19 protein-coding genes and 2 pseudogenes are annotated in these 25,803 nt (G+C 46.1%); 18 read left to right on the top strand and 3 right to left on the bottom strand.

Annotated elements, in window-relative coordinates:
• Positions 1-10: 10 nt before the first annotated feature.
• Entirely contained in the window at positions 11-1,600 is a 1,590-nt protein-coding gene (locus MHI37_RS25875) for a response regulator (RefSeq protein WP_076335958.1), read from the top strand.
• Between the two features lie 35 nt (positions 1,601-1,635).
• On the opposite strand, the gene MHI37_RS25870 is transcribed toward MHI37_RS25875, so the two are convergent.
• Positions 1,636-1,920, bottom strand: a complete 285-nt coding sequence (locus tag MHI37_RS25870; RefSeq protein WP_179090146.1) for a hypothetical protein — start codon at positions 1,918-1,920, stop codon at positions 1,636-1,638.
• A 249-nt stretch (positions 1,921-2,169) separates the two neighbouring features.
• Here MHI37_RS25870 and ltrA point away from each other — a divergent pair, with 249 nt between their 5' ends.
• From ltrA to MHI37_RS25850, 4 genes are all read left to right on the top strand, one after another.
• Positions 2,170-3,432 carry a group II intron reverse transcriptase/maturase gene (gene ltrA / locus MHI37_RS25865; RefSeq protein ID WP_342556517.1) on the top strand — a complete coding sequence of 421 codons (1,263 nt, stop codon included), beginning with the start codon at positions 2,170-2,172 and terminating at the stop codon, positions 3,430-3,432.
• Between the two features lie 208 nt (positions 3,433-3,640).
• Positions 3,641-4,981: an extracellular solute-binding protein gene (locus tag MHI37_RS25860; RefSeq protein WP_076338084.1), complete on the top strand. Its 1,341-nt coding sequence runs from the start codon at positions 3,641-3,643 to the stop codon at positions 4,979-4,981.
• Between the two features lie 139 nt (positions 4,982-5,120).
• Positions 5,121-6,002, top strand: coding sequence for a sugar ABC transporter permease (locus tag MHI37_RS25855; protein WP_076338083.1), 882 nt, complete (start codon positions 5,121-5,123; stop codon positions 6,000-6,002).
• A 15-nt stretch (positions 6,003-6,017) separates the two neighbouring features.
• Positions 6,018-6,860, top strand: coding sequence for a carbohydrate ABC transporter permease (locus MHI37_RS25850; protein ID WP_083676386.1), 843 nt, complete (start codon positions 6,018-6,020; stop codon positions 6,858-6,860).
• On the opposite strand, the gene MHI37_RS25845 is transcribed toward MHI37_RS25850, so the two are convergent.
• Positions 6,857-8,098 (bottom strand): DUF3895 domain-containing protein, encoded by a 1,242-nt coding sequence (locus tag MHI37_RS25845; RefSeq protein ID WP_076338082.1) that lies wholly within the window; start codon positions 8,096-8,098, stop codon positions 6,857-6,859. The two genes, MHI37_RS25850 and MHI37_RS25845, sit on opposite strands and share 4 nt — an antisense overlap.
• A 459-nt stretch (positions 8,099-8,557) precedes the next feature.
• Between MHI37_RS25845 and MHI37_RS25840 the strand changes: the two are divergent.
• From MHI37_RS25840 to MHI37_RS25780, 13 genes and pseudogenes are all read left to right on the top strand, one after another.
• A pseudogene (locus tag MHI37_RS25840) lies at positions 8,558-8,848 on the top strand (VOC family protein); the annotation flags it as partial.
• Positions 8,849-8,923: 75 nt separating this feature from the next.
• Positions 8,924-8,992: pseudogene (locus tag MHI37_RS25835) on the top strand (TetR family transcriptional regulator); the annotation flags it as partial.
• A gap of 33 nt (positions 8,993-9,025) precedes the next feature.
• A complete protein-coding gene (locus MHI37_RS25830; protein WP_256710599.1) occupies positions 9,026-9,421 on the top strand; it encodes a hypothetical protein in 396 nt (131 codons plus the stop codon).
• Between the two features lie 7 nt (positions 9,422-9,428).
• Positions 9,429-9,866, top strand: coding sequence for an N-acetyltransferase (locus MHI37_RS25825; protein WP_076338080.1), 438 nt, complete (start codon positions 9,429-9,431; stop codon positions 9,864-9,866).
• Between the two features lie 476 nt (positions 9,867-10,342).
• Positions 10,343-11,347: an NAD(P)-dependent alcohol dehydrogenase gene (locus MHI37_RS25820; RefSeq protein ID WP_076338092.1), complete on the top strand. Its 1,005-nt coding sequence runs from the start codon at positions 10,343-10,345 to the stop codon at positions 11,345-11,347.
• Between the two features lie 112 nt (positions 11,348-11,459).
• Complete coding sequence (locus MHI37_RS25815; RefSeq protein WP_076338079.1) at positions 11,460-11,921, top strand: hypothetical protein; 462 nt, start codon at positions 11,460-11,462, stop codon at positions 11,919-11,921.
• A gap of 529 nt (positions 11,922-12,450) precedes the next feature.
• Positions 12,451-13,113, top strand: a complete 663-nt coding sequence (locus MHI37_RS25810; RefSeq protein ID WP_076338078.1) for a pentapeptide repeat-containing protein — start codon at positions 12,451-12,453, stop codon at positions 13,111-13,113.
• Positions 13,114-13,796: 683 nt separating this feature from the next.
• Positions 13,797-19,709: an immunoglobulin-like domain-containing protein gene (locus tag MHI37_RS25805; protein WP_076338077.1), complete on the top strand. Its 5,913-nt coding sequence runs from the start codon at positions 13,797-13,799 to the stop codon at positions 19,707-19,709.
• Between the two features lie 194 nt (positions 19,710-19,903).
• Positions 19,904-21,301, top strand: coding sequence for a threonine synthase (thrC, locus tag MHI37_RS25800; RefSeq protein WP_076338076.1), 1,398 nt, complete (start codon positions 19,904-19,906; stop codon positions 21,299-21,301).
• Positions 21,302-21,904: 603 nt separating this feature from the next.
• Positions 21,905-22,156 carry a hypothetical protein gene (locus MHI37_RS25795; RefSeq protein ID WP_076338075.1) on the top strand — a complete coding sequence of 84 codons (252 nt, stop codon included), beginning with the start codon at positions 21,905-21,907 and terminating at the stop codon, positions 22,154-22,156.
• Positions 22,157-22,161: 5 nt separating this feature from the next.
• Entirely contained in the window at positions 22,162-22,713 is a 552-nt protein-coding gene (locus MHI37_RS25790) for a GNAT family N-acetyltransferase (protein WP_076338074.1), read from the top strand.
• Between the two features lie 16 nt (positions 22,714-22,729).
• Positions 22,730-23,218, top strand: a complete 489-nt coding sequence (locus MHI37_RS25785; RefSeq protein ID WP_076338073.1) for an SRPBCC family protein — start codon at positions 22,730-22,732, stop codon at positions 23,216-23,218.
• A 37-nt stretch (positions 23,219-23,255) separates the two neighbouring features.
• Complete coding sequence (locus tag MHI37_RS25780; RefSeq protein ID WP_076338072.1) at positions 23,256-24,323, top strand: hypothetical protein; 1,068 nt, start codon at positions 23,256-23,258, stop codon at positions 24,321-24,323.
• A gap of 296 nt (positions 24,324-24,619) precedes the next feature.
• Here MHI37_RS25780 and MHI37_RS25775 read toward each other — a convergent pair whose 3' ends face one another.
• On the bottom strand, positions 24,620-25,702 hold the full coding sequence (locus MHI37_RS25775) for a branched-chain amino acid aminotransferase (RefSeq protein ID WP_144023732.1): 1,083 nt from the start codon (positions 25,700-25,702) through the stop codon (positions 24,620-24,622).
• Positions 25,703-25,803 lie beyond the last annotated feature (101 nt).

Below are 25,803 nucleotides of genomic sequence, written 5' to 3'. Positions count from 1 at the left end.
GGGAAATCAGATGCAAAAAGTAATGATCGTAGATGATGAGGTTATTTTTCGTGATTATTTGAAATCGGTGCTGGATTGGGAGACGCTGGGCTTCTCCATAAGCATGGAAGCGAGAAATGGAATTGAGGCGCTGGAGCTTGTTGAGGCGGAGCGTCCGGACATTGCGTTAATTGATATTACCATGCCCTTTATGGACGGGCTGGAGCTGTCGGAGAAGCTGAAGGAGCTGTATCCAGAGGTCAGCATTGTACTCATTACCGGTCATAATGAGTTTGATTATGCACGGAAGGCGCTCAAGCTTGGCGTCGAGGATTATATTTTGAAGCCCTTCTCCAAGGACGAGCTGCTGCTGACGCTCGTTAAACTGCGGCAGCAATATCAGAAGGCGCAGGAGGAGAAGCTCACGCTGCGGGAAAATACGGAGCTGATGAAGGAAAGCTTTCTGGGCCAGCTGATTAGCCGAGAATATGCGCTAACCGAGGAGGAGACAATTAGGCGGCTTCAGCAGCTGGGCATCCAGGCTGAAACGGGCTGCTATGTGATCGCCTGTGTTGAAATTGATCATATGGATCGGAAGTGGGGCAAGGCGAGCGATCGGCTGCTCATGAAATATGCGGTGACGAATGTGCTTAATGAAGCGATGGAGGAGAGCGGGAATCATCTTATTTTTAACGGGCCCGAAGGGCGTATTATTTGCTTGGTTAGACATCAAGGCGGGCATAACGATGAAATTCCTTCCTTAGAGGGATACAAGAAGCTTTGTTTTCTCATTAAAAAATATTTAAAATTTACGATTACCGTAGGTGTCGGCCGCAGCAAGGAGGGCTTTAAAGGTGTCTATGCCTCCTACGGCGAGGCGCTTGAAGCACTGCAAAACAAATTTGTACTTGGGCATGACCGCGTCATCGCTTACGGCGAGCAATTGCCGAGCAGCGGCAATCAGCCATTCTATCCTACAGAGGCGAATGAGGAGCTGCTAGTTTTGCTGCGGTTGAACAGCTGGGAGCAGCTTGAGCGCAAGCTTGACGATGTATTTCAAACGATACGGGAGCGGCGGCTGTCGATTGATTATATTTATGTCATTTGCATGGGCCTTGTATCGGTGAACCTCTCTTATTTCGAGGAGTCAGGGCATCCAATAGCAGATTGCTTCGGCGAGCAATTTTATCCGTACAATGAGATTCGCAAATTCGAGTCCGCAGAGCAAACCTTTGAATGGATCAAGGAGCTGTTTCATAAAGCAGTCGTGTACAATAGCAAGCATCGCAACACCCGTTCCTCCAAAATAGCCAAGGCGGCGAAGGAATACATTGAGCAGAATTATGCTGATCCAGGCTTGCAATTGGAGCAGATTGCGCAGCATGTCTTTATTAATCCGAGTTATCTGCGAGCGGTCTTTAAGAAGGAAATTGGAATCACGGTCAGCGATCATTTGACACAATATCGGATGCAGCAGGCGAAGGAGCTGCTCGCGCGCAACACGGTGCGGCTAACCGATATAGCGGAGAAGGTCGGCTATAATGATCCGGGCTATTTTAGCAAAAGCTTCAAAAAATTCTACGGATATTCCCCGAGCGAATATGAGAAGAGCCGCCAATAGCGGCTCTTTATGTGCGCCCAGCATGGGCGCTATCTCTAGGGTTCAAGTCCCGAATGGTGAAGGCAGTAGTAGCCATAGCTTAAGGCAAGGGTGTCCATCGCGAGATGGAATCTGAAGGAAGCCGACGGCAAATCTCCGGTCTGAGGAACACGAACTTCATACAAGGCTAGCGTACGTTGGATGAGACTGCATAACAAGTCAAAGTCCTTACTGCCGAAGGCGTACGAGAGTAAATGAAGCAGATAGATGGAGAGGAAGATAGCGTTCTTACCTGGGGAGATCTGTACGGAAGGCGGAGCAAACTCCGTAACCTTGCTCATGAGGGCAAGCTGAACGTACAGAAGTCAGCAGACGCCATAGTACGCAGATGGTTGCAACCGTCTGCGGAAGGGCTGAACATGGAATAGGAATGAGGAAACTTGGCGTTCGAGGATGGATGATGAAAGCAGACAATCCGAAAGGACTTATCTGGGGAAAATAGCGGTGAATACGTGAGGGTACCCAGAAGGGCGGAGTCCATCAGCGGCACAAAGAGAAAGAATCGTTCACGCAAGGGAGTGTATCGAAGGATGATTGAGAAAGTGCTGTCACGAGAAAATATGCTGTCGGCGCTAGCAAGGGTTGAGGCGAATAAAGGAAGCCATGGCGTAGATGGTATGTCGGTAAAAGATTTACGCAGACACATCGTACAAAACTGGCAAACCATTCGCGAAAGCATCGAGAACGGAACCTATGAACCGAGTCCAGCGAGGCGGGTCGAAATCCCGAAACCGAACGGTGGAACTCGGCTCTTAGGCATACCGACCGTGACAGACCGCCTCATACAACAGGCGATCACGCAAGTATTGACCCCTGTATTCGACCCGACGTTCTCCGAACACAGCTATGGATTTCGCCCGAAAAGGCGAGGACATGATGCGGTAAGGAAAGCACGTACGTACATGCAAGAAGGACATCGCCTTGTGGTGGACATTGACATGGAGAAATTTTTCGACCGCATCCATCATGACCGCTTAATGGCAAAAGTGGCGCAGCGAGTACCAGATAAGGCGGTACTGAGGCTGATCCGCTCTTACCTAAAGGCGGGAGTCATGGAAGGTGGTCTCGTCCAAGCAACAACAGAAGGAGCACCGCAAGGGGGTCCACTCAGTCCGTTATTATCGAATATCGTATTAGACGAACTAGATAAAGAACTGGAGAAGAGGAACCTTCGCTTCGTGAGATACGCCGATGACTGTAACATTTACGTGAAAACGTGGAAGGCAGGAGATCGGGTGATGAGATCCATAACCACATTCATTGAGGATAAACTGAAACTGAAAGTTAACCGAAGGAAAAGTGCGGTAGACCGTCCGTGGAAACGCAAATTTCTGGGGTTCACGTTCAGCTGGGATAAGCAGAACCCGCGAATCAAGATGGCAAAGACATCCCTGCAACGAGTGAAAGCCAAGATCAAGGCGATCACCTCCCGCAGCAAACCGATCCCAATCGAAATGCGGATTAAAGAACTCAATCCGTATCTAACAGGTTGGTGCGGTTATTACGCACTAACCGACACGAAGAGTGTATTTCGAGAGTTGGATGCATGGACGAGAAGAAGACTTCGAATGTGTGTCTGGAAACAATGGAAACAACCTAAGACAAAGGTTAGAAAACTACAGTCTCTGGGAGTTCCGAAACAGAAGGCGTACGAGTGGGGGAATTCAAGGAAGAAACACTGGCGAATCGCAAGTAGTCCAATTCTCGACCGATCATTAAATAACCAATACTGGTCATCTCTTGGTCTAAAGAGTCTAACGGACAGATACAACCAATTGCGGAATATGACATGAACCGCCGTATACCGAACGGTACGTACGGTGGTGTGAGAGGACGGGGGCTAGTCACCCCCTCCTACTCGATTTCATACAAATCTGCGGATATTACCAAAAGCACGCAGTTTCTTCATTATCTTAACGAGTCACATTGTTTATACTCAGAATTGTAAAGAGAACGAGGTCGTGATTTATTTTTTCAGAACAAACTCTAGGGGGTCAAACAATGAACAAGCTGGCAGTGGCAATAATGAGTCTTTGTTTAATTTTCGTAGCAGCCTGCGGCTCTGCGGGCAACAATGAACCTGCAAGCAATAAAGCGGCAAATGAAGGCAACAAAGAAACGGTGCAGGAAGAAACGAAGCCCGAGGAACCTAAGGCGGTTAAGCTTCGCATCTATGCACAGTATGCGGATGATGACACGAAACTTCCTTATGACTATGCTGTAGCAGAATTGAAGAAGGAAATGCCGAATGTCGAGCTGGAGCTTGAGGTACAGGCGCAGGATGATGGGCAAAAGCTTAAAACCTATGCGGCAACGGGCAACCTTCCTGATATTTTTCAAGCGGGACTGGATATTATTACGACGTTCAAAAAATCCGGCAATATTCTAGAGCTTGACTCTTATGTAGATTCACTTGGTTTCCGGGACAAAATGTACCCAAGCACCATGAACACACTCGTAACAGAGGATGGCCACTCTTATGCCTTCCCATATGCTGGCAATGAATTCATGCTGCTCTATTACAACAAAGAGCTGTTTGAGCAAAATGGCGTAACGGTGCCAACGACTTATGATGAGCTGATGGCTGCTGTTAAAGCGTTCAATGCGGCAGGAATTACGCCGTTGTCCTTATTCGCCAAAGAAAAATGGCCAACGGTTGCTTTGTACGATATGTTCGTGACTCGGAACGAGCCGCAGGGCGTGTCGAAGCTGGATAAAGGTCAAGCTAGCGCGAGTGATCCTGCATTCAAGGATGCTGCTGACAAAATTATTGAGCTTGTGAAAGCAGGAATGCTGCCGAAGGGCGCAACGAACCTGAACTATGACCAAGCAGCAGCCTTGTTCCATCAGGGAAAAGCAGCAATGTTTCTGAACGGAAATTGGGAAATTGCAGAATCAACGAAGCAGCTTGGCGACAAAGCAGGCTGGATGTACTTCCCTGGCACAGACGCAGCGAACTATGAAGCAAGCAAATATGCATTCAGCGGCGGCGGCGGACCTGGCGGCTATGCTGTAAACCCGGATACGAAGGATAAGGATTTGGCAGCTAAGGTAGCCGCTTTCCTATCCCTTAAATATGCGGAGTACAAATATACGGAGCGGGGCAATCCGATTGTAGCTACAAAGGTAGATAAAGCGATTGTTACCGAGTATCCGCCGATGATGCAGCAGCTGTCCGAGGATATTGCGAAGATCACGAGCACAACTGCTTTCGCATGGGGGCTTTCGGATGCAAAGTTTAAAGCAGCAATTGAGGATGCCTCGCAAAGCCTGATGACAGGCTCCTACACGGCGGAGCAGTTCATTGAGGATGTGAACAAGGCCATTCCGGCTGCGAAGTAGCAGCGGCTGCAAACAATACAATAGCGGTTAAATGAGCTAGAGCCCACTCCGACGCGGCAATGGGGTGGGTTCTAGCTCTCTCTAGCCAGCTCACTGCGTGCGCTATAGCCTAAGTCAGACTAGCAGAGGATGTGATGAAATGAACAAATTTCTAGGGAATAAGACGGCCATACTTCTGTTTATACTGCCTGCGCTTCTTCTATACACGGTCATGGTATTTTATCCAATTATACAAACGTTCTTTCGCAGCTTATATGAATGGGATGGACTCTCGGAGGGCACCTTCATTTGGTTCGATAATTATACGAGATTGTTTCAGGACAGCCTGTTTTTCACTTCCGTTAAAAATGGCCTAATCTTCGCGGTTATTATAACCGTTACACAAATTGGAATTGGCTCGATTCTTGCTTTTGCGGTAGCGGATGCGAAGTTTAAGGGTCGTAAAATATTGCGAATTAGCTTTTTCATCCCCGTAGTGCTCTCGATTACGGTTGTCTGCCAGCTATGGCTGTCGATTTATAACGGTGAATACGGTCTAATCAATAAGGTATTTGAATTACTTGGACTTGAATACAAGCAGGATTGGCTCTCCAGCAGCAAGTCGGCGATTATTGCAATCGCATTTGTTAACGCTTGGCAGTATATGGGATACCACTTTGCCCTGCTGCTTGCAGGAGTGAAGTCTGTACCTGAACAATATATGGAGGCTGCGCGCATCGATGGCGCAACGAAGCTGCAGGCCATTATGAAAATCAATATCCCGATGATGGCGGAGACGTACAAATTTTGTCTTGTGTTTGCGATTACAGGGGGCTTGAACGCTTTTGCCAACATGTACATTATGACCAGCGGCGGTCCAGGAACCTCTACGTATACGCTCACTTATCTCATGTATCGTTCTGCTTTCCGAGTTGGAGAGTTCGGTTATGGCAGTGCCGCAGCAGCGATTCTCGTTATCGAATGTTTGATTGCGACGCTAATTATTAATCGACTGATTGCTAGAGAACGGATTTCTTACTAGAGGAGGTGGACAGAAATGGCCTGGATGATGAAGCTGAGAAAAAACAACCCAAGCATGACGATCTTTTTGTGGCTGTATGCGATAGTGTCTGTGTACCCGCTATTATGGATGATTTTTTACTCTCTGAAAAACAACGATGAGATCTTTGTAACTAACCCATTTGGCCCGCCGACACATTTCCGTTTTGAAAACTATGTAGAAGCATGGTCAAAATATAATGTTCCGGTCTATTTTATGAATAGTCTGCTCGTTGCAGTTGCTACAGTGGCCGGAGCCATTCTGCTTGCAGTCATGTTCTCCTATGCGGCGGCAAGGCTGCGCTGGCGTTTTAGCAAGATCGCTCATACGTATATTCTCGTCGGGATGTTTATTCCGATTCAAGTGATCATGATTCCGCTGGCGATTATCGTGAGGGACTTGCATTTGGCGAACACGTACGGCGCTTTAATTATTCCTTATATTGCATTCAATATATCATTTGCTTCTATGGTGTTTTATGGCTTCTTCCGTAGTATTCCGATTGAGATGGAGGAATCGGCTTGTATCGATGGAGCGAGCATTTACCGGACGTTTTTCAGCATTATGCTGCCGATTATTAAGCCTGCACTCGCTACGATGGTCATTTTTATTTTTCTTAATTCATGGAATGAATTTACGATGGCCGTTATCCTAATTACGAAGGAGAACTTAAAGACACTGCCACTTGGCCTGCTGTTCTTCCAAGGACAATTTACGACGGATTGGGGTGCGATGGGAGCAGCGATGACCATTGCGAGCCTGCCGACGGTACTCATTTACATGCTCTTTAGTGAACAGGTTGAAAACGCGCTTACCGTAGGCTCGGCTGTTAAGGGCTAATGCTGCTCCTTGTTATTCGTATAGACGCGATCCTGAGAGTCGCCAGTGACAAGCTCGCATTGTCCCGCAGCTGCAAGCTTGTCCAAGTAAGCAGCGACGGCAATGTAAACAGCGGGCTTGCCGGTGGACATACGGATGTCGGAAACGAGCTTCTGTTCAATGATGAAGTTGGACAGTGCGAGCGTGCTGATGCGACCATATTTGAGGGCGTCATCCACAACGTACTGAGCAGATTGCGGTAAGTAGAACGGACTTGAGCTCTTCGAGCTGGAGCTGCTCAGCTCCGATTCTCTTATTGCCGCGGCACCGAGCTTCTTGCCAGCTTCTTCATAAGCGAATGCATCCTGTGAAGGCGAATATGGTTCAGAAGGAGACGGAAGCGGAGCGGGCTCGTCGAATAGGAAGGCCCCTTGGCTCTCGGGTGCGTCGTCGAATACGAAGGCTCCTTGACTGTTCTCATCCTCAAACACAAACGCGCCTTGGCCGCTGACCGTTTCTTCGAAGCTAAAGGAACTTTGGCTTGCGCCTGATTCGTCAAAATCGAAGGAGCCTTGTGCAGCAATCTCGCCGATTGGCGCAGCATCAGATTGCTCCGCAGCTGCGGGTGTAGGCTCATCAAAATAGGTTAAAGCGGCTGCGAGCCGCTTTTTTCTGCTGGCAACATCAAGCTCATGCAGTCTGCTGCGAATGCGAGCAAGCTGTCTATCGAGCAGTGGAAGCTTGGCATCCATATGCGCTTGTATATCAACAGGTATCTCCAGCTCAGGGGGCAGCGGCAAAAATAAATGCTGACCGAGCTGCCAGCCATCGCGATGCTTGCTGAGCATCTCGTTCATTTCTCCATCAAGCACATCAAAGCCCTTCATAATATCTGATATCGCCTTAGCATCAATGCCTGTGTGCAGCTGCAAATGCTCGATGCCGAAGTAACGGATCGTATTCGTCGGCAGATGCAGCACCTGATGCTGGTAGCGGAGCGAGCGGCCGCATTCGCACTTCGTATGCGGCGATACCTCGCCGCTGTCTGTAAAGCCAATGTAGTCCCATTCCTCTATAAATGATGCAATATCCTCAAACTGAGCATCCTCAGGGATGAACTGGCATTTCTTCCTCGCAAGCTGCCGTGCGAACAACGTTCTCCGGCCTCTAACCAGCTCATGATGCAGGAAATGACGTTGCTCCTCCGATAGTGTCCCCATAATATAATCGCGCTGCTCCAATGTCATCTCATACTTCATCTCGCACCTCTATTCTCTATAAAAAAGGTAATTAAACCATATTTGCATACTTTATGAGCCTCTTCTTCGTCAATTTCTATAAATATGAGTTACATCCTTATTATATAGGAAAAGGATGCATTATTTAATGTAGGGTGGTACACAGCTGCTTATTTTATGGTATCCATGCAATCGTCCGCTATTAATTCACATTATAGATGGGGACTAGGAAGAAGTCATTAGTAATATAAAAGCGAATTGCAGTGTTATTCCTTAGATCAATTAAGATATAAATCTGAGCAAGGAGTTTGGTCTTTAGGGCAAATGTATAACCACATAATACTCTCAACTTAGTATTAATGAGAATGTCAGAGTGGGAAGAGAAAGTTGATACGATGAATCCAAATTATAAAGTCAGACATGACGGCTTTGGGTGGCTCAACGCACGGGAGTGGATAGATTTGGCCAGTAGACATTTCCGCCGTATATGAAGACGATGTCTCTGCAGTATTCAACTTCGGTAATATGAGTATTAACCTCCTGAGTATTTCCGAAGCATACGGTTTGATCCATCCTAGAACAGTCGCAAGCCCAGAAACAGGATCTCGTTTTCAGTTTACCATCCGAGTAGATGATGTTGATGCAGTATGTAACGAATTGAATATACGTGGTGTTACTCTACTTAACGGTCCAATGGACCGGCCATGGGGAATACGCAGTGCTGCTTTTACGGACCCGGCAGGGCATGCCTGGGAGATTGCACAGCAATAAACTTAGGGATGATAGTGTTGGTCATTCAACTATCGGGTAACTATAGCTTAACATGAGAACGGCGCGAATGTTCAGGATATCGCGGATGCAGCTGGCATTAGTATTGGGCTGCTGTATCGTCATTACAAAACGAAGGATCAGTTATTTAACGAATTGGTTGCCTACGCGGTTGAAGGATTGAAACGTAATATTACTATCTTTGAATCCGATCACTCCCCTAAAAAGTTAATGGCACAGTTTGTCGACGAAGTCTACACTGACATGATCAATGGGGAGGAACTAGCTCATCTACTGATCCTTATTAATCAATCGCTATTAGCGGGAGCTACCACAGCTGCAGAACATTATGAAGAGATCCTCCAGGTAAATGCCAGGTTGCTTGATTCTACGACACAGCTCATTCGCAAGGGTCAGCAGCATGGGGAATTTCACTCGGGTGATGCGCAGGAAATGGCTGCCCTTTTTTATGCATCGATTCAGGGTTTGGCTCAGATGAAAGTATTACTAAAGAGCAAATTCACCATGCCCTCACCTTCTATCCTCACCGCATTTCTATTTAAGGAAAGGGAGTGACCATACCATGCTTAAGGTGGTTAGAGCTGATCAAGCTGAGTTTGACGCGAGGCAAGGGATATCTGAAATATTCGCCGAGGGATTCACACAGTGGCTTGATTTAGGCTTTTTAAAAGGAAGTATGGCTGGTATTTTCCTTAAAAAAGAATTTGAATCTCCCTTTGTTAATCCTTTACCTGGTGTAGGCTCAATCGAATTTGTAGGAACAGCTGCCGAATTCAGGGGGCAAGGTGTTGCTTCGCAAATGATTCGTCATACCCTTGAGAATACACCATATGAGGCTTACTTGATTGAAGAAGTTGCCGATACCAATATTCCAGCCATGAAGCTCTATTATAAATTAGGTTTTGAAGAATACAAACGTAGGCAAATACCAATTAAACGGGCAAAGAAAATCGGGATCAATTACCTTGTATCATTGAGATATTCGAATAAATCGGATTAGAAAAGTTATTACGTTGACCAACGAATTCTAGACTTCTAAAATGAAGAATACTCATTAAGCTATCGAGGAACGATTGCTTCATAAACACGAAGAAACGGCAGCCAGATTCATGGCTGCCGTTTTCTCAACTATGGGCAGGATAGTTAAGATCATTTGCGGTGAACCGTATCACAAATAGGGAAAATAGAATCAGATTGAGGTTTTCACTCTCCTGTGGCCCTGGCAGTAGATGAGTTGTTTATACTGACGTTTAAGCAAGCCAGACCTTCGCTCAACTAACGAACAAAATAGCTAAGTGAAACCAAGAATCTTTGCTTGGCGTATTGAATGGAACATTACATATTTTGGGTGGTTGCATATAATTGTGTTATTCGGATCCAATCAACGTTTAGTCCTAATTTAAGAAAGGATGGGAACTCACAATGAAGACCGAGACAATAAATAAAGACGATCAAGTGAACTTAGGAGCAAGTACAATGAGGGCACTGGTCTATGAGAGCTACGGAACGCCTGATGTCCTTCGCATTGAAGAGGTGGACATTCCCAAGCCTATGGACCATGAAGTGTTAATCGAAGTCCATGCAGCATCGGTAAATTCCTGGGACTGGGATCTCCTGCGCGGAAGACCGTATATTAACCGTCTTGGCGGACTACGAAAGCCCCGTTACCGCACCCTAGGCGCGGACATTGCGGGGCGGGTAGTCGCTGTGGGTTCCGCCGTCAAACGTTTTCGACAGGGGGATGAAGTTTTCGGAGACATTTCTGGTTGCGGATGGGGAGGGTTTGCGGAATATGTATGTGCTAACGAAGAAGCACTGACACAGAAGCCAGAAGGTTTGAGCTTCGAGCAAGCGGCAGCCATTCCACAAGCGGCAGTTCTCGCCTTACAAGGATTACGTGATAAAGGAAAGCTATTGAAGGGCTATCAGGTACTGATTAATGGGGCGGGCGGCGGTGTAGGTACATTTGGAATTCAATATGCAAAGTTGCTTGGGGCAGAAGTGACTGGAGTGGATAGAGCCGAGAAGTTGGAAGCACTGCGTTCCGTGGGGGCAGATCATGTTCTTGATTATACGAATGAAGACTTCACCGCAAGTAGTAGGCGATACGATCTGATCCTCGATGTTGTCGGAAACCGTTCTATTTTTGCGATCAAGCGCGCACTCAAATCAGGAGGCACATATGTCATGGTTGGCGGTCCTCTTCATCGCATCTTCCAGGTACTGTTGATGGCACCGCTGACCGCTTGGCTTGAAAAGAAGAAAGTGGGGGTGCTGCTACATAAGCCGAACCATATTGATCAGTTGGTCTGGAAGTCTTTAGTTGAAGAGGGTCAAGTCATGCCCATCATCGATCGGCGGTATTCTTTAAAGGACGCGACCCAGGCACTTGAGTATTTCGGAGAAGGTCTCGTGATAGGAAAGGTCATTATTAGTATGAAACCGCAGATGCATGGAGATAAGATGAGCTTGTTCAGCTAACGGTACACTTTAGTTTAACATTAGGAATATTTTTACATATTAGCCACTCTAACTTTTTCATTATGCTAAAGGGCTGTTTAGAAAGAAAGATTATTTGAATGGAGATCTGATATTGAAAAAGTTTCGTGGGAAGAGGAGACATTTCAAAAAACTATGGTCTTTGATCGAGGGATATGAGTTAAATGTTGAGGATGATTCTTGGTATGACTTTTGGCATAGACATCTCGATTTTTATGGACTGGGCAACAACAGTCTAAAAGTAAGAAGAGAACACATTAAAGCACATATACATCTTTATTCAAAATTTTTACAACAACTTAAAGATTTTAGTAAACCGTATCAAACATGGGTGTGTATTCATGAGGAAGATAGTGGTGCTGACGCAGTATACGTCCATACTCCCAATTCTAATGATGAAAATTTTCCTGTGAAATTCGATTTTATAAAGTGGAATTGTAAACCTCCAAATACGTTCAGTGATCTCATTGATTTATCTCAATACAATGTTGGTTATTATGAAACTGAAATTGAACGCATTTATTATATTCAGTCAAAATATATTCAAATTCCATAGTCAATCAGACGATTGTTTAACTAACGAGATAGAATAGTTCAAAAGGCAAGAAGATTAAAACCTCTCCTTCGAAGTAAACTAGAATTAATAGCTTCTAAGGGGAGGTTTTGTTTTGAACTTGAGTGAATTGTGGCAGTTGTACGAGGCTGACAATCGTATTCAAGGATGTAGTCCGAAAACAATAAAAGCTTATGTCCTTAGCACAAAGCGTTGATGCTGGAGCTTGTCGATCTCGAAATATCAGAGATAACGTTAACAATGCTGAAGGAGTACTTGGCCAAACAAGCAGATCGTTTAAAGTCTACTAGCAGTCTAGGGATCAATTAAGATATAAATCTGAGAAAGGAGTTTGCTCGATATCACCCAATCGTAATTTGTATGTGTATAATATAGAGATAATCAGTTGCTGCTGGTTGTTCTAGAATAGGATAACCATGCTGACTACGCTTTGAAGAATATTCCCTAAGAAATTCAGCAATTTTTGTTTGCGTTTGCAATCACAACTAAATAAAGGCAGGTCATCAAGCATATGTCCAGTAAAAAAGTGAAAATCGAAGCTCCCAAACTACCGAGCACTCTTGAAACATTAGACGTTCCAGATTACGAGTGGGCGGATGAGCATGAAATTAGCGACAGCATCATTAAGGATTGCAGCATTCAAAATCAATCTGCCTATAAAGCTTGCTTCGATAGAGTCGTGTTTAATAACGTCGTATTCCGCGCGACAAGCCTGCGTAAGGCAGAGTTTACTGATGTGCGGTTCGAAAATTGTGATTTATCGAATATCGAGCTGAGCGAGGTTGTTTTGCATCGCGTTTCCTTCCACAACTGCAAAATGCTCGGTATGGATATTACAGGCTCAACGCTTCGGAATGTACTCTTCGAGCAATGCGTCGGAGATTATGCCGTGATGCGTTTTTCAAATGCCAAGAATGTTAAGTTTCAGAAAAGCTCGCTAGCCAAGGCAGATATGTCCAATATGACACTAGCCAGCTTTTCTTTACATGAAGTAAATATTGATCAAGCGCAGCTGTCGCTGACCAAGCTTGGCGGCATAGATATTAGCAGCTGTGAGTTTAACGGCTTGGGCGTTTCGCTTGAGGAATTGCGGCGCTGCATCATATCGCCTGCGCAGGCGATTACGTTTGCGACGATTTTTGGGCTTGTGGTGAATGACGGGATGTCATCGTAGGCGAGATCACGGTAAGAGCAGCAATGAGGAAAAGCAATACGCAAAACGAGCCCAAGAAGCAATTCTAGCGGCTCGTTTTTTTGTTGCTAGCCCTAGGGCATTTCTCGTATAGTCATGACCAATCGAAGACTGGCGGAGAAGCGAGACAAAAGTAAATAAGTTTGGCGCAGCAGCCGCTATCCTGCATATTCGCAACATAGCGGCTATATTTTTAAGCAGGAGGGTGTCTATCATGTACATGGTGCAGGATAGACGCCCTGATATAAGCATAGAAGCTCAAAAGTAAGCCATTCTAGTGCAGATGTACAAGATAGGTACTTCACAGAGGCTTGAAAGTGTAAAGTTACTGCACTGGTGCAGGATAGCCGGCCGGAGCATTAGAGGCAGCATACACGTTCAAAGCTAAGCAGCAGCAGAAGTTTTGTAGTGAAGCATAATATTGCGCAACGAGCATTGCGATGGCGGCTGAACGAGCGCTCCAGGCAGTGAAAAAAACAAACCTAGGTGAACAATTCAGCACTAATCGTACGATAATAAGAGCTGCTGACTGAAGTATACTGTCGTTTAGATTGTTCAGTTGAATCGTTTTTTGATCTTCGATATCATTCGTGGTGACGTTCTAAAAGCAAAAGGTTGTAAGCGCATTCAGTGTGAGCGATCAATGGGTTTTGGGAGGAATGACATTGTTGAGAAAAAAGAAATGGTTGTCTGTGACGTTATGCTGCGCGCTGCTTGCGTCGATGTTAACCTCACTAACGCCTGCCTATGCAGCGAGTGAAGAACCGCAAGCTGTGACTGCCGTCACAGACCAATTTACTGACCAAGAGTTGAAGGATAACGACTACATTCTTTATTTTGTGAATGCAGGAGATCCAACGCCAGCTACGCTGGAAGGAAGCGACAAGCTTGGTCTGTACAGCTCATTGACGGAGCAGCTGTACGGAGTTGATCCAGAAACGTCAAAATCATGGGGGCTTGTGACAACAACGACAAATACAAGCGTTAATGATGCAGCGACAAAATCAGGCTCGTTAAGATATTATAACGGTACTCAGGTGAGAGATAAGGAAATTGCTTATAGCTTCGAGCTGCCGATAGGTGAATACGATGTCACCTTTGGCTTCAAAAATCCTTGGAGCGGCCGAAGCGTTCATTTGCTTTTGGAAGATAACAATGTGTCTAATGGCGACTTTGCCATTGGGGGAGAGGGAACCGAGACGGTCGTTACTTATCGGAAGGTCAGTGTAACTGACGGACAGCTGAACGTTCGTATTAAAGGGCCGGCAACAGCTGCGCTCAGCAATTATAATGATCCGCTCATCAATTATCTTATGATTAGACTGAACGTCACGATTCCGCTCTCTGATTTAGAGAATAAGATTGCAGCGGCAAAAGCAGAAGCGGCAAATGACATGTATACGCCGTATAGCATTGCTTCGCTGAATATGATTATTCAGACTAGCGAAACGCTGGTACAGTCGCTAGTCGGCAGCAATGCGGATATTACGGAGCCGGCAATCCAAGAGCAGATCATCACTGCAATCGCTGCCTTGACGAGCGGGATATCGGAGCTGGCAGTAAATGAGCCGTATAATTCCTTCCAGCCAGGCGCTGTCTGGCGGGATACAAACGGAGCGCTCATTCAGGCACATGGTGCAGGCATCATCTATGATGATCAGACTGAGGCATATTACTGGTACGGAGAGGATAAAACACACGGTTATTTGCCGGCTAGAGGCGTTCGGGTATATACATCGAAGGATCTGTACAATTGGGAGGATAAAGGCCTTGCGCTAACCGCGATCGAGTCTGCGGATGATTTTGAGAATGATCCGCTCATTTCAGCTTTGTATGAAGGACGAACGGATAAGGCTGATATTTTGAATGATATTGGTATAGATCGTATCATTGAACGTCCAAAGGTCATTTATAATGATTTGACGGAAAAATATGTGATGTGGATGCACACCGATGGTCCAAGCACCACTTCGACGGCGAACTATGCGAAGGCGGAGGCAGGTTATGCGCTGAGCGATTCTCCGATTGGGCCGTTTGTCTATCAGGAAAGTCATCGTATGGACCGCGCTCCGGCAGGAGCTACAGACGATGGACAGCCGAATTCACCAGGAATGGCGCGGGATATGACGTTATTCAAGGATGATGATGGCACAGGCTATTTGGTATATTCAAGCGAAGAAAACTTAACGATATACATTTCCAAGCTGAATGATTCGTATACAGATATTGTGGGCTGGCATAAGGATGGCAATGTAGAGCGCGATACGCAGTATAAAGCGGAATATGGAGTCGATTATGTGCGTGTATTCCCGCTTGCGCAGCGTGAAGCTCCGGCTCTATTCAAGTACCAAGGGAAATACTACATGATTACGTCTGGGGCAACCGGCTGGGATCCGAACGTAGGTAAGTATACCGTTGCTGACAACATTATGGGGCCGTGGAAGACGATGCGCGATGTTGCTCCAGAGAGCTCAACGACCTATGGCTCGCAAAGCACGCATGTCATACCGGTGGATGCTGCAGCTGGTAAATTTATTTACATGGGAGATCGCTGGAATAAAAATGATTTAACGAACTCTCGTTATGTTTGGCTGCCTATTCAATTTGGTCAAAATGATGAGATTACTCTTCGCTGGCATGATGAATGGACGCTTGATCTATTAGACGGCATGGGTAGAGTATCGATTAATACCGTGCTCCCTTCAAGTACGACCATAGGCAAAGCTCCAGCGCTTCCGTCGACGGTCAATGTTACCTTATCAGACGGAACGATTAAGGATACGCCTGTTGAATGGAGTGTGAATGCCACTACCTTCTCGAAGCCAGGCACAGTTCGAATTAATGGTACGCTGACTCAGCTCTCGAATAAAAGCATTGAGCATCAGCTATATGTCATTCCTGAGAAAAACGCTTATTTCGTCAATGCAGGAGGAGCGGAAACTGCTGATTATATGGATATGATCGCTTTAATGGGCGAGGAGAACGTACTTAACGGAGCAGTAATTGATCAGCAATATAACGCTACCGATGGCCAAAGCTGGGGGTATGTCGGCGATAATACAGCTACGTCCGGCACTAACAGCGGCAATATTTTCACATCGCTGCGTTATTTGAAAAGCAATGCAGGCGATGATCTGACGTATCGCTTCGACCTGGATAATGGAAGCTACGATGTTTATGTAGGCCTATACGATCCGTGGTCGCAATATTCGAATGGCCAGCGAATTGCAGATATTATGTTGAATGGTTCGGTCAAGACGAGCGGTTACGTCTTTACAGCAGCAAGTGATGTGCTCAGCTATGGCGACGTATCAGTTGCGGATGGGAAGCTGGAGCTGACGGTACACCGTTCTTCAACGGCAGGAACCTCCAGCTCGGACCCGCAAATTAGCTGGATTATAGTTGCGGAAAAAACAGGTGATGTCGTTGAGCCGCCAGCTTCTTCCGAATCCGAGCTGATCGTTCATTATGATATGAGCGATGTGGATGGTGAGACAGTTAAGGATCAGGCGGGTCAGCATAACGGCAAGTGGATCAATCCGGCTAACGCGGAATGGATCAATACGGCTGCTGCGGGAGCGATCAGCTTTACTGGAGGCAGCACGAGCTCCTATATTGAAATGCCGCAGGGCGTTTTGGATGGGCTGACGGATATTACTGTCTCAGCGCTCGTGAACTGGAACGGCAAGAGCAGCGCGGAATGGCTGTTTGCACTCGGACAGAACGACACCCATTATTTGTACATGACGCCAAAATACAATGCGGACAGCACGGCACGTCTAGGAATCGCGACGAACGGCTGGCGCAATGAAGCTTCGACTAAAACGACTGCGCTGCAATCAGGCGAATGGAAGCTGGTTACAGCGGTCATGTCCGGAACAGATGGCAAGCTTTCGCTGTACATCGACGGTGTGTTAGTGTCATCCAGCACGACGGGCGGCTTTACGCTTGATCAAATTAAGAAAACAGACGGAATCAGCGGCTTTATTGGGAAATCCTTTTACTCGGGAGACCCTTACTTTGGCGGTATGCTTGCGGATTTCCAAATCTATGATGGCGCCTTGCTTGCTTCTGAAATCAGTGAACTGAAGGCAAAGGCTGATTTGAAGGTTGCAAGCATGGAGGGGCTGCTCGTTCAGCACGCGTCGGAGCTGCTGGGTGAGTCGGATTTGCTTGGCGTGAACATCAGCAAGGATGCCATTATAACCGATTTGAATTTGCCAGCGGCTGGCGCACACGGAACGGCGATTACTTGGCAATCGGCGAATGAAGCTGTTATTAGTGCTAGCGGCGCGGTGGCAAGACCGGCCTACGCTTTGGGAGATGCGACGGTGGTTTTGACAGCAACCTTAACGGATGGGCTGTCGACAGTTATAAAAACCTTTACACTAACGGTAAAAAAACAGCTGAATAACGATGAAGCGGTTGCGAAGGATGCAGCGTCATTAACCGTTCATAACATTCAAGATGTTCGCGGCAACCTGACTTTGAAGACAGCAGGCGACAATGGCAGCACTATTGCATGGTCATCTGCACTTCCAGCAGTTGTTACTGCTACGGGTGAGGTGCATAGACCAGCTCACGGCAGTGGGGACGTTACGGTTATACTTACGGCGACTGTTGAGAAAAACGGAGCTGCGCTTACAAAGGCTTTTGCAGCAAATGTGAAGGAGCTTCCGAAGGCTGAGGCTTACGCAGGCTATGTGTTCAGTTACTTCACAGGAGAAGGAACAGCAAATGGCGAGCAGATTTATTTCGCATTAAGCGAAGGAAATGATCCTCTGCACTGGAATGAACTAAATGCTGGAAAGCCTGCGATTCTGTCTAGCTTGGGGGACAAGGGCGTTCGTGATCCATTCATCATTAGAGCGCCAGAGGGCGATAAGTTTTATTTAATTGCAACCGATTTGAAGATTAATGGGAACAACGACTGGAATGCAGCACAAACCGCAGGCAGTCGTTCGATCATGGTATGGGAATCGAATGATCTGGTGAATTGGTCAGAGCAGCGGATGGCGCAGGTATCTCCGAAGGAAGCGGGGAATACGTGGGCGCCGGAAGTGATTTATGATGATGCGACAGGTGAATATATCGTGTTCTGGGCCTCCAAATTGTATGAGAACGAGGATCATACGGGCAGCAGCTATCAGCGCATCATGTATGCGAAGACGAGAGATTTTTACAGCTTTACAGAGCCAGAAGTGTATATGGATTATGGTTATTCCATTATTGATACGACGATGATTCAGCATGACGGCAAGGTTTACCGATTTACGAAGGATGAGCGGAACAACTCTGTACAGACGCCAAATGGGAAGTTTGTATTGCAGGAATCTGGCTCTTCGATCTTTGATCCTGCATTTACCGTTATTAAAGAAGGCGTAGGCAAAGGGATCATTAGCCAAGGAGAAGGACCAACCGTATTCAAATCGAATACGGAGGAGAAATGGTATTTGTTCATTGATGAGTTCGGAGGCAGAGGTTATGTGCCGTTTGAAACGACAGATCTGAGCTCCGGTGAATGGACGCTTTCAACAGGCTACAGTCTGCCAGCTAGTCCGCGTCATGGAACGGTCATCCCTGTCACGGAGTCTGAATATACGCAGCTCCTAGCGAATATACCGACTGTTGAACAGCCGAATACAGAGGTCCGCGTCGCAGGCATTTCTTTAGACAAGTCGGAAATTACGCTGAAGGAAGAGGAGCAGGCACAGCTTACTGCGCTTATAGCGCCGCAGACTGCCGCAAACCAAACCGTTCTTTGGACGAGTACGGAGGAAGCTGTTGCGAAGGTAGACACGAATGGACGTATTACAGCACTGAAGGAAGGAACGGCTGTCATTACAGCAACGACAGCTGATGGCGGTTTTATGGCTGCAGTGACCGTGACTGTGGAGAAGAAGGCTGATACGGGTGTTGAACCTAGTCCTTCGCCAAGCCCTTCACCAAGTCCATCACCAAGCCCGACCACAAGTCCAACAACGGACCCGACGAGTCCATCACCGACAGTTAGTCCTTCGCCAAGCCCGACTACAGAGCCGCAGATTAGCTTTCTGGATACAGCGGGACACTGGGCAAGCGAAGCTATAAACAAGCTGGCCGCTAAAAATATTTTCGGAGGTTTCCCTGATGGAAGCTTTAAGCCGAATAAGCAGATGAGTCGAGCGGAATTTATGGCTGTTATGTACAGATTGCTTGGAATGGAGGCTGCACCGGGTGCGTCCAGCTTCGAGGATGTGGGAGCAACAGCCTGGTACAGCATTTATGTGAATAGTCTGTTTGAAGCAGGCATTGTTACAGGCTTCCCTGATGGCAATTTCAGGCCAAATCAAGAGATGACGAGAGAAGAAGCATTTATTATTTTGTACAGAGGGCTGAAAGATCAGTTAGCTGCTTCTGCTGAAGCTAGTCCGCGAATCTTTACGGATGAGACGGACATATCCAGCTGGGCTAAAGATGCGGTTGCTGCTCTAACAGAGGCAGGTATTATTAAAGGCTACGAGGACGGAACCTTGCGGCCAAAGGATAAAATTACACGTGCGGAAATTGCAGCGATTGCAGCGAGCTTCGTAAAATAATGCAAATAATGAAAGGCAGCCGGCAGTATAGGCTGTCTTTCGTTTTGCCTTCAAATATAGGGAAGTATAAGTTTCACCTTGCCCAATAAAAATGCTATACTGTTGTGAAAAGAATCGATTATTATGGAAAACGATGATATGATTTAGATAATAATATTGACGATAATGGTTTGTATATAGGAGGCATTTTACAAATGGAGTACATCAGTACAAGAGGCAATGTTGGAAAAATAGGATTTATCGACGCATTCATGATGGGGCTGGGCAATGATGGCGGCCTGCTCGTTCCAAGCGAAATTCCGGTCATTTCGGCAGAAACGTTAAAGGAGTGGCAGGAGCTTAGCTATCAAGAGCTTGTTCTTGCGATATTCTCGTATTATACGAATGGCGAAATTCCAGAGCAGGATTTGAAGGATATGGTGTATGCGAGCTATTCGACCTTCCGTGATCCAGAAGTAACGCCGGTTCGCAAATTAAAGGATGATCTTTATTTGCTGGAGCTCTTCCACGGACCAACCTTCGCCTTTAAAGATATTGCTCTTCAGTTTATGGGGCAGCTGTATACGTACGTTGCAGCGAAGCAAAACAAGAAGATTCATATTCTTGGGGCAACCTCAGGCGATACGGGAGCATCTGCGATTGAGGGAGTTAAGGGCAAGGAAGGCATCAAAATTTGCATTCTGCATCCACACGGAAAAGTAAGTAAGGTGCAGGAGCTGCAAATGACGACGGTTCAGGAAAACAATGTACTGAATCTATCGGTAGACGGCAACTTTGATGATTGTCAGCGTATGATCAAGGATCTGTTCGCAGACCTCGACTTTAAGGCGACCAATCACTTGGCGGCGATCAACTCCATTAATTTTGTCCGTATTTTGGCACAGACCGTCTATTATTTCTATGCTTACTTCCAGGTTGCAAAGCAGGCGGATGCGAAGGAGCTGAACTTCAGCGTTCCAACGGGCAATTTCGGCGATATTTTCGCAGGTTATCTGGCGAAGCGTATGGGGCTTCCAATTGGCAAGCTGATTCTAGCTACGAATGAAAATAATATTTTGGAGCGCTTTATTCTTGAAGGCGTTTATAAGCCGGGAGACTTCCGCAGCACTTATAGTCCTTCAATGGATATTCAAGTGGCAAGCAACTTTGAGCGTTACTTGTATTACGTACTAGGCGAGGATGCTTCTCAAATTCGCACGATCATGGATCAGTTTAAGGCTGAAGGACAAATTGTCATTTCCGGCGAAGCGCTGAGCAAGGTGCAGGCGGAATTTGGCGCACATGGCGTACAAGGGCAAGAGTGCTTGAGCACAATTAAAAAATACGAAGCGGCAAACAGCTACCTGCTTGATCCGCATTCGGCCTGCGGTGTAGCAGCTGCTGACAAATACAGCGATGGCAAAGCGATTACCGTTTCGCTTGCGACAGCGCACCCAGCTAAATTCAATGAAGCGATTGAGCTTTGCGGCATTGAGCAGCAATTTCCTGAACAAATTTCCTCGTTGTTCAACAAAGAACAGCGCCAGACTCGTGTTGACGGGTCGCTTGAAGCGATCGTCAGCCAATTGGAAGCATTTTATAACGCAAAATAATAGTTAAGCAATACGGAAAACTGCAGCTAGAGGAAGAGCATTCCTTTTTCTGCAGTTTTTTTGTGCTTTGTTGTCTAGTTGGTTTGACTAAATAATTTGAACTAAACATTTACGCTTTGGTCGCTGCGCGAGTAGATCATTCTTACGATCGCTGTTGCAGCCAGATTCTTTGGTTTTCTAAGACATTTAAAGGTAAGAATCCGGCTGCAAAGGCGAACACTACGTTTCTCCAGAACGATCTTCTCGCTTCGCTTAATCTTCATTTTTTTAAGTTCAAGTTATATAGTTTAGTTTAAGGCTAGGCCATACACTCGAAGTACGAATGCAGCATGATTGATACTTGGCTACGTTGTACTAAATACAACAGATTCCATGCTATTTGACTAGCTTCTCCCGTACATTGTACTTTGTGCAATGGAATTCGGGTTTTAGGGGGGAAATCATCCGCAGGAAGCAGATTCTGCTGCAAAATTGCAGTGTAGCTTATTGAAATAGGACTCATGTGAGGTTTCTATTGTATTAAGTACAACGTAGGTTTCTAGCGGTGTAAATATATGGTATGGTTTGAATAGCTAGATGTCAGCTTCTATATAGGGGGAGCAAATGAACGAAATAGACAGCTATGAGAGCAGCAAATGGAGTAAGATTCGAGCGAGAGGCCGGGTGCTGTACGCGATTCGGTGGATCATTTATCTTGCGTTGTTTTTCGGATTTATGCAAGTAGTTCTGCTGATGGTTAGCGATAAAACAGTTGGTTTCCTGAGCATTCTCGCTATGCTATTGATTTCAATCGTTTTAGGGATTGCTGTTTCTATTATTAGATGGTCTGTGTTTGAGAACAATCATAAGAGGTGAAGCCAATGGAAATTATATCATTATCCAAAGTTGACAAGAGCAGGCTTGAGGAGGCAGCGCGTCTATTGCTCGATGGCTTCACTGCATCTTGGAATGACTGGACGGAATGCGTGGAAGAAGTAGAGGAGTCTTTGCAAAATGATCGGATAAGCAGAGTTGCGATACATGAGAATGGGAAGGTAGTTGGCTGGATCGCAGGCGCAAGCAATTATAGAGGAAACGTGTGGGATCTGCATCCCTTAGTCGTACATAAGGATTACCAAGGGCAGGGCATCGGGAAAGCTTTGGTTGCAGATTTTGAGAGCTGCGTGAGAGAAAAGGGCGGGGTGACTATTTTTCTTGGAACAGATGATGAGGACAACGGCACGACTCTTTTTGGACAAGAGCTTTATCCGGACGTATTAGGCCGCTTGCAGCAAATTAAAAATCGAAACCATCATCCGTTTGGATTTTATGAAAAAGCAGGCTTCTCTATCGTAGGTGTTTTGCCGGACGCTAACGGCTTTGGAAAACCGGATATTTTTATGGCGAAGCGTGTTGCCAAATTAACGAAATGAAGGGTGGAGATAGAAGATGAGTAAGCTGGCTCATATTTATGGAGTAAACGCGGGTTATGAAGCTCGGTTTGAGCGCCATCTAAAGCATGCGGTGGATGAGGTTTGGTCATGGCTGACGGTTAACGATAAGTTAAAGAAATGGTTCTCCGAGCTTAGTATTGACGAGCTGCGAGAAGGCGGCGTAATTAAATTCGATATGCAGAATGGGGATTTTGAGGAATTAAAAATTGTCGCACTCGAAATAGGTTCGGTATTGGAATTCACTTGGGATGAAGATTTGGTTCGTTTTGAGCTGTATCCGGAGTCGGAAGGGTGCCGGCTAGTTCTGCTGGAGAAGCTGACCAAATTGACAGACCATACGCCTAGAGATATTGCCGGCTGGGATGTATGCTTGGATGTCATCGAAGTGTTGCTGGATGGCAAGACGATCGAGTCACGCACGGACGTTTGGAAAATAAAGTACGAGCAGTATAAGGAAGCGATTGCAGCTTTAGCTCGGGCTTAGCCTATAAAAGAAGGCTACAAGAAATGAGGGAGTTCGTATGTCATCGTTGAAGCTCCGATCATTGCTGCTTGTCCTTATCCTTATGCTTGTACCGGCGGAAGTCAGCGCAAATGGAGGACCACTGTATGATCCGGCTGCAGGCTATGGATTATTACAGCTGGATGAGCATTCAAATATTAGTTTGGTGCACGAGAAAATTATGTATTCGGTTAGTCAAGATTCTAATTATTATACAAGCCGTGCGGAAGTAACGGTTCAATATGAGCTGCACAATAAAAGCGATGTTAAGAAAGCGGTTGATGTGCTGTTTCTAACTCCGTCCAAAGAAGCCCTGACCGTTACAGAAGGCGACAGCACAATTGCCGCGAGTGTAGCTGCCGAATTAAGGCCTGTCAATTGGCGTCCCGAAGTGAAAACGGCTGTGATCGAACCTGTAAGCGTCAAGGAGCTAAGTTTAAATTTGCATGGAGGAATGCCTATTCAGGCGTTAGGAGCCCGGTTTTCGCTATCGTTTGAAGAAAATGAAACAAAAGCTATTGTCATTCGCTATGTGGAAAACGGAGGGATCTATGATAAGGGCGTCATTAATATGATTTATTCCCACTTATACTATCTAACACCGGCGAAGTTCTGGGAAGGAGAGCCGCAGGTTGAGCTTGAAGTCAATTTGGATGCGCGTGGTAGCAAGCTGCATTCGAACTTGCCTATGGAGCAGCTCAGCCCGACCACGTATAGAGCCACCTTGAACGGTTTGCCTAGTGAGGAATGGTATTTTTCGTATACGTATCCGAAGAGACTACTATTTCCCACAAATATTGAAAAGGATCATAATCTTATGGTACTTGGCTCGGTCGCGGTATTCACCGCTATTATGGCTGCGTTAGCGCTTGGTTTTCGAAAAAGCTATATGTTCACTATAGGCGCAATAGCGAGCTTCAGCTTTACGTTATATTATATTTCAAAGATGGGCGGCTATCCGTTTGACGTTATACTCGTTCCCTTTACCGATGCGGTAGTAGGGATATGTTTAATTTTGTGTAATCTATTTATTTGGAGAAAAAATAAAAGTCGCCGCGTTGCCTCGTCTACAGATAGAGTGCAGTAACTAAAGTAAGCGGCGATTTCGAGTTTATAGCTGATGTGCATCTACCCAGTTCGTTAGAAACTTCAGCTTACCGTCAAAATAAGAATCATCCTGCCAAGCTCCCCATACGTCGCTGCGTCCTGTATGCAGTCCGATGAGCCAAAGCTGTCTGATCGCAACGAAAACCGGCTATCCCAAATCCGATCAATTGGAGATGGAAACAATAGCTATAAACATTTTTTACCGGGCGAAGACGAGCCAGACGCAGCAAAAAAAGGCTGTCGATTGGGGTCGACAGCCTTTTTTTCATATACTACTTAGACATTTACAGGGCTAGCCTCTACCGTCCAGCCTAGCGGATCTTCGAGCTTGCCTACTTGAATACCGGTTAGCGTATCATAAAGCTTCTTGGAGAGCTCGCCGGTTTGTCCTTCGTTAATGACCAGCACATCATCCTGCCAGTTCAGCTCGCCGATTGGAGAAATAACCGCTGCTGTTCCCGTACCGAATGCTTCCTCTAGCTGACCATTGCGACCAGCCTCGTATAGCTCCTGAATCGTAATCGGACGCTCAACGACCTCGATATTCCAATGCTGAAGCAGCTGAATAATCGAATTCCGAGTGACGCCGTCCAAAATACTGCCACTCAATTCTGGTGTGTGAACGACGCCGTTGATTTTAAAGAAGACATTCATGCTGCCGACTTCCTCAATATATTGACGGTGAACACCATCAAGCCAGAGCACTTGCGAATAACCCTTCGCAGTAGCAAGCTCTTGCGCTTTTAGCCCTGCCGCGTAATTTCCCGCAGTTTTTGCTTCGCCTACGCCGCCTTTAACGGAACGCACATAGTGTGATTCGACGAATATTTTGACCGGATTTACGCCTTCTGTATAATAAGCGCCCACTGGCGACATGATTATGATAAATTGGTATTCAGTGGAAGGCGCTACACCAAGCTGCGGCTGAGTTGCAATAATGAAGGGGCGAACGTACAGCGATGTACTTGGCGCTGCTGGAATCCAATCCTTATCTACGGCAATAAGCTGCTTCAACGCTTCAATAACGTTATCAACATCCAGCTCAGGAACGCTGAGCCGCTCGTTCGAGCGATTCATTCTTTGTATGTTTTTTTGAGGTCTGAACAGCAGTACGCGGCCATCTTCGGTTTTATACGCTTTCAGCCCTTCAAATATCGTTTGTCCATAATGAAATACTTTAGCTGCAGGATCGAGTACAATCGGTTGGTAAGGAATGATGCGTGGCTTATGCCAGCCGTTGTCTGTCGAATAATCCATAATAAACATATGATCCGTGAAGTAATTTCCGAATCCAAGCTGGTCTGCTGCTGGCTGTTGTTTCTTGTTTTTGGTTAACTCGATTTCCAATGATTGAAGCAATATGCCCATCTCCCTTAAGTGATCGATAATTGAATGCTAACACTTCATGCGATATATTTAAAATATCTATTTTATTGAATGTGTATACCTTAAAGGTATGC

Source organism: Paenibacillus sp. FSL H8-0548 (genome assembly GCF_038630985.1).
GTDB lineage: Bacteria > Bacillota > Bacilli > Paenibacillales > Paenibacillaceae > Pristimantibacillus.
This window is presented reverse-complemented; position numbering and strand designations above follow the sequence as displayed.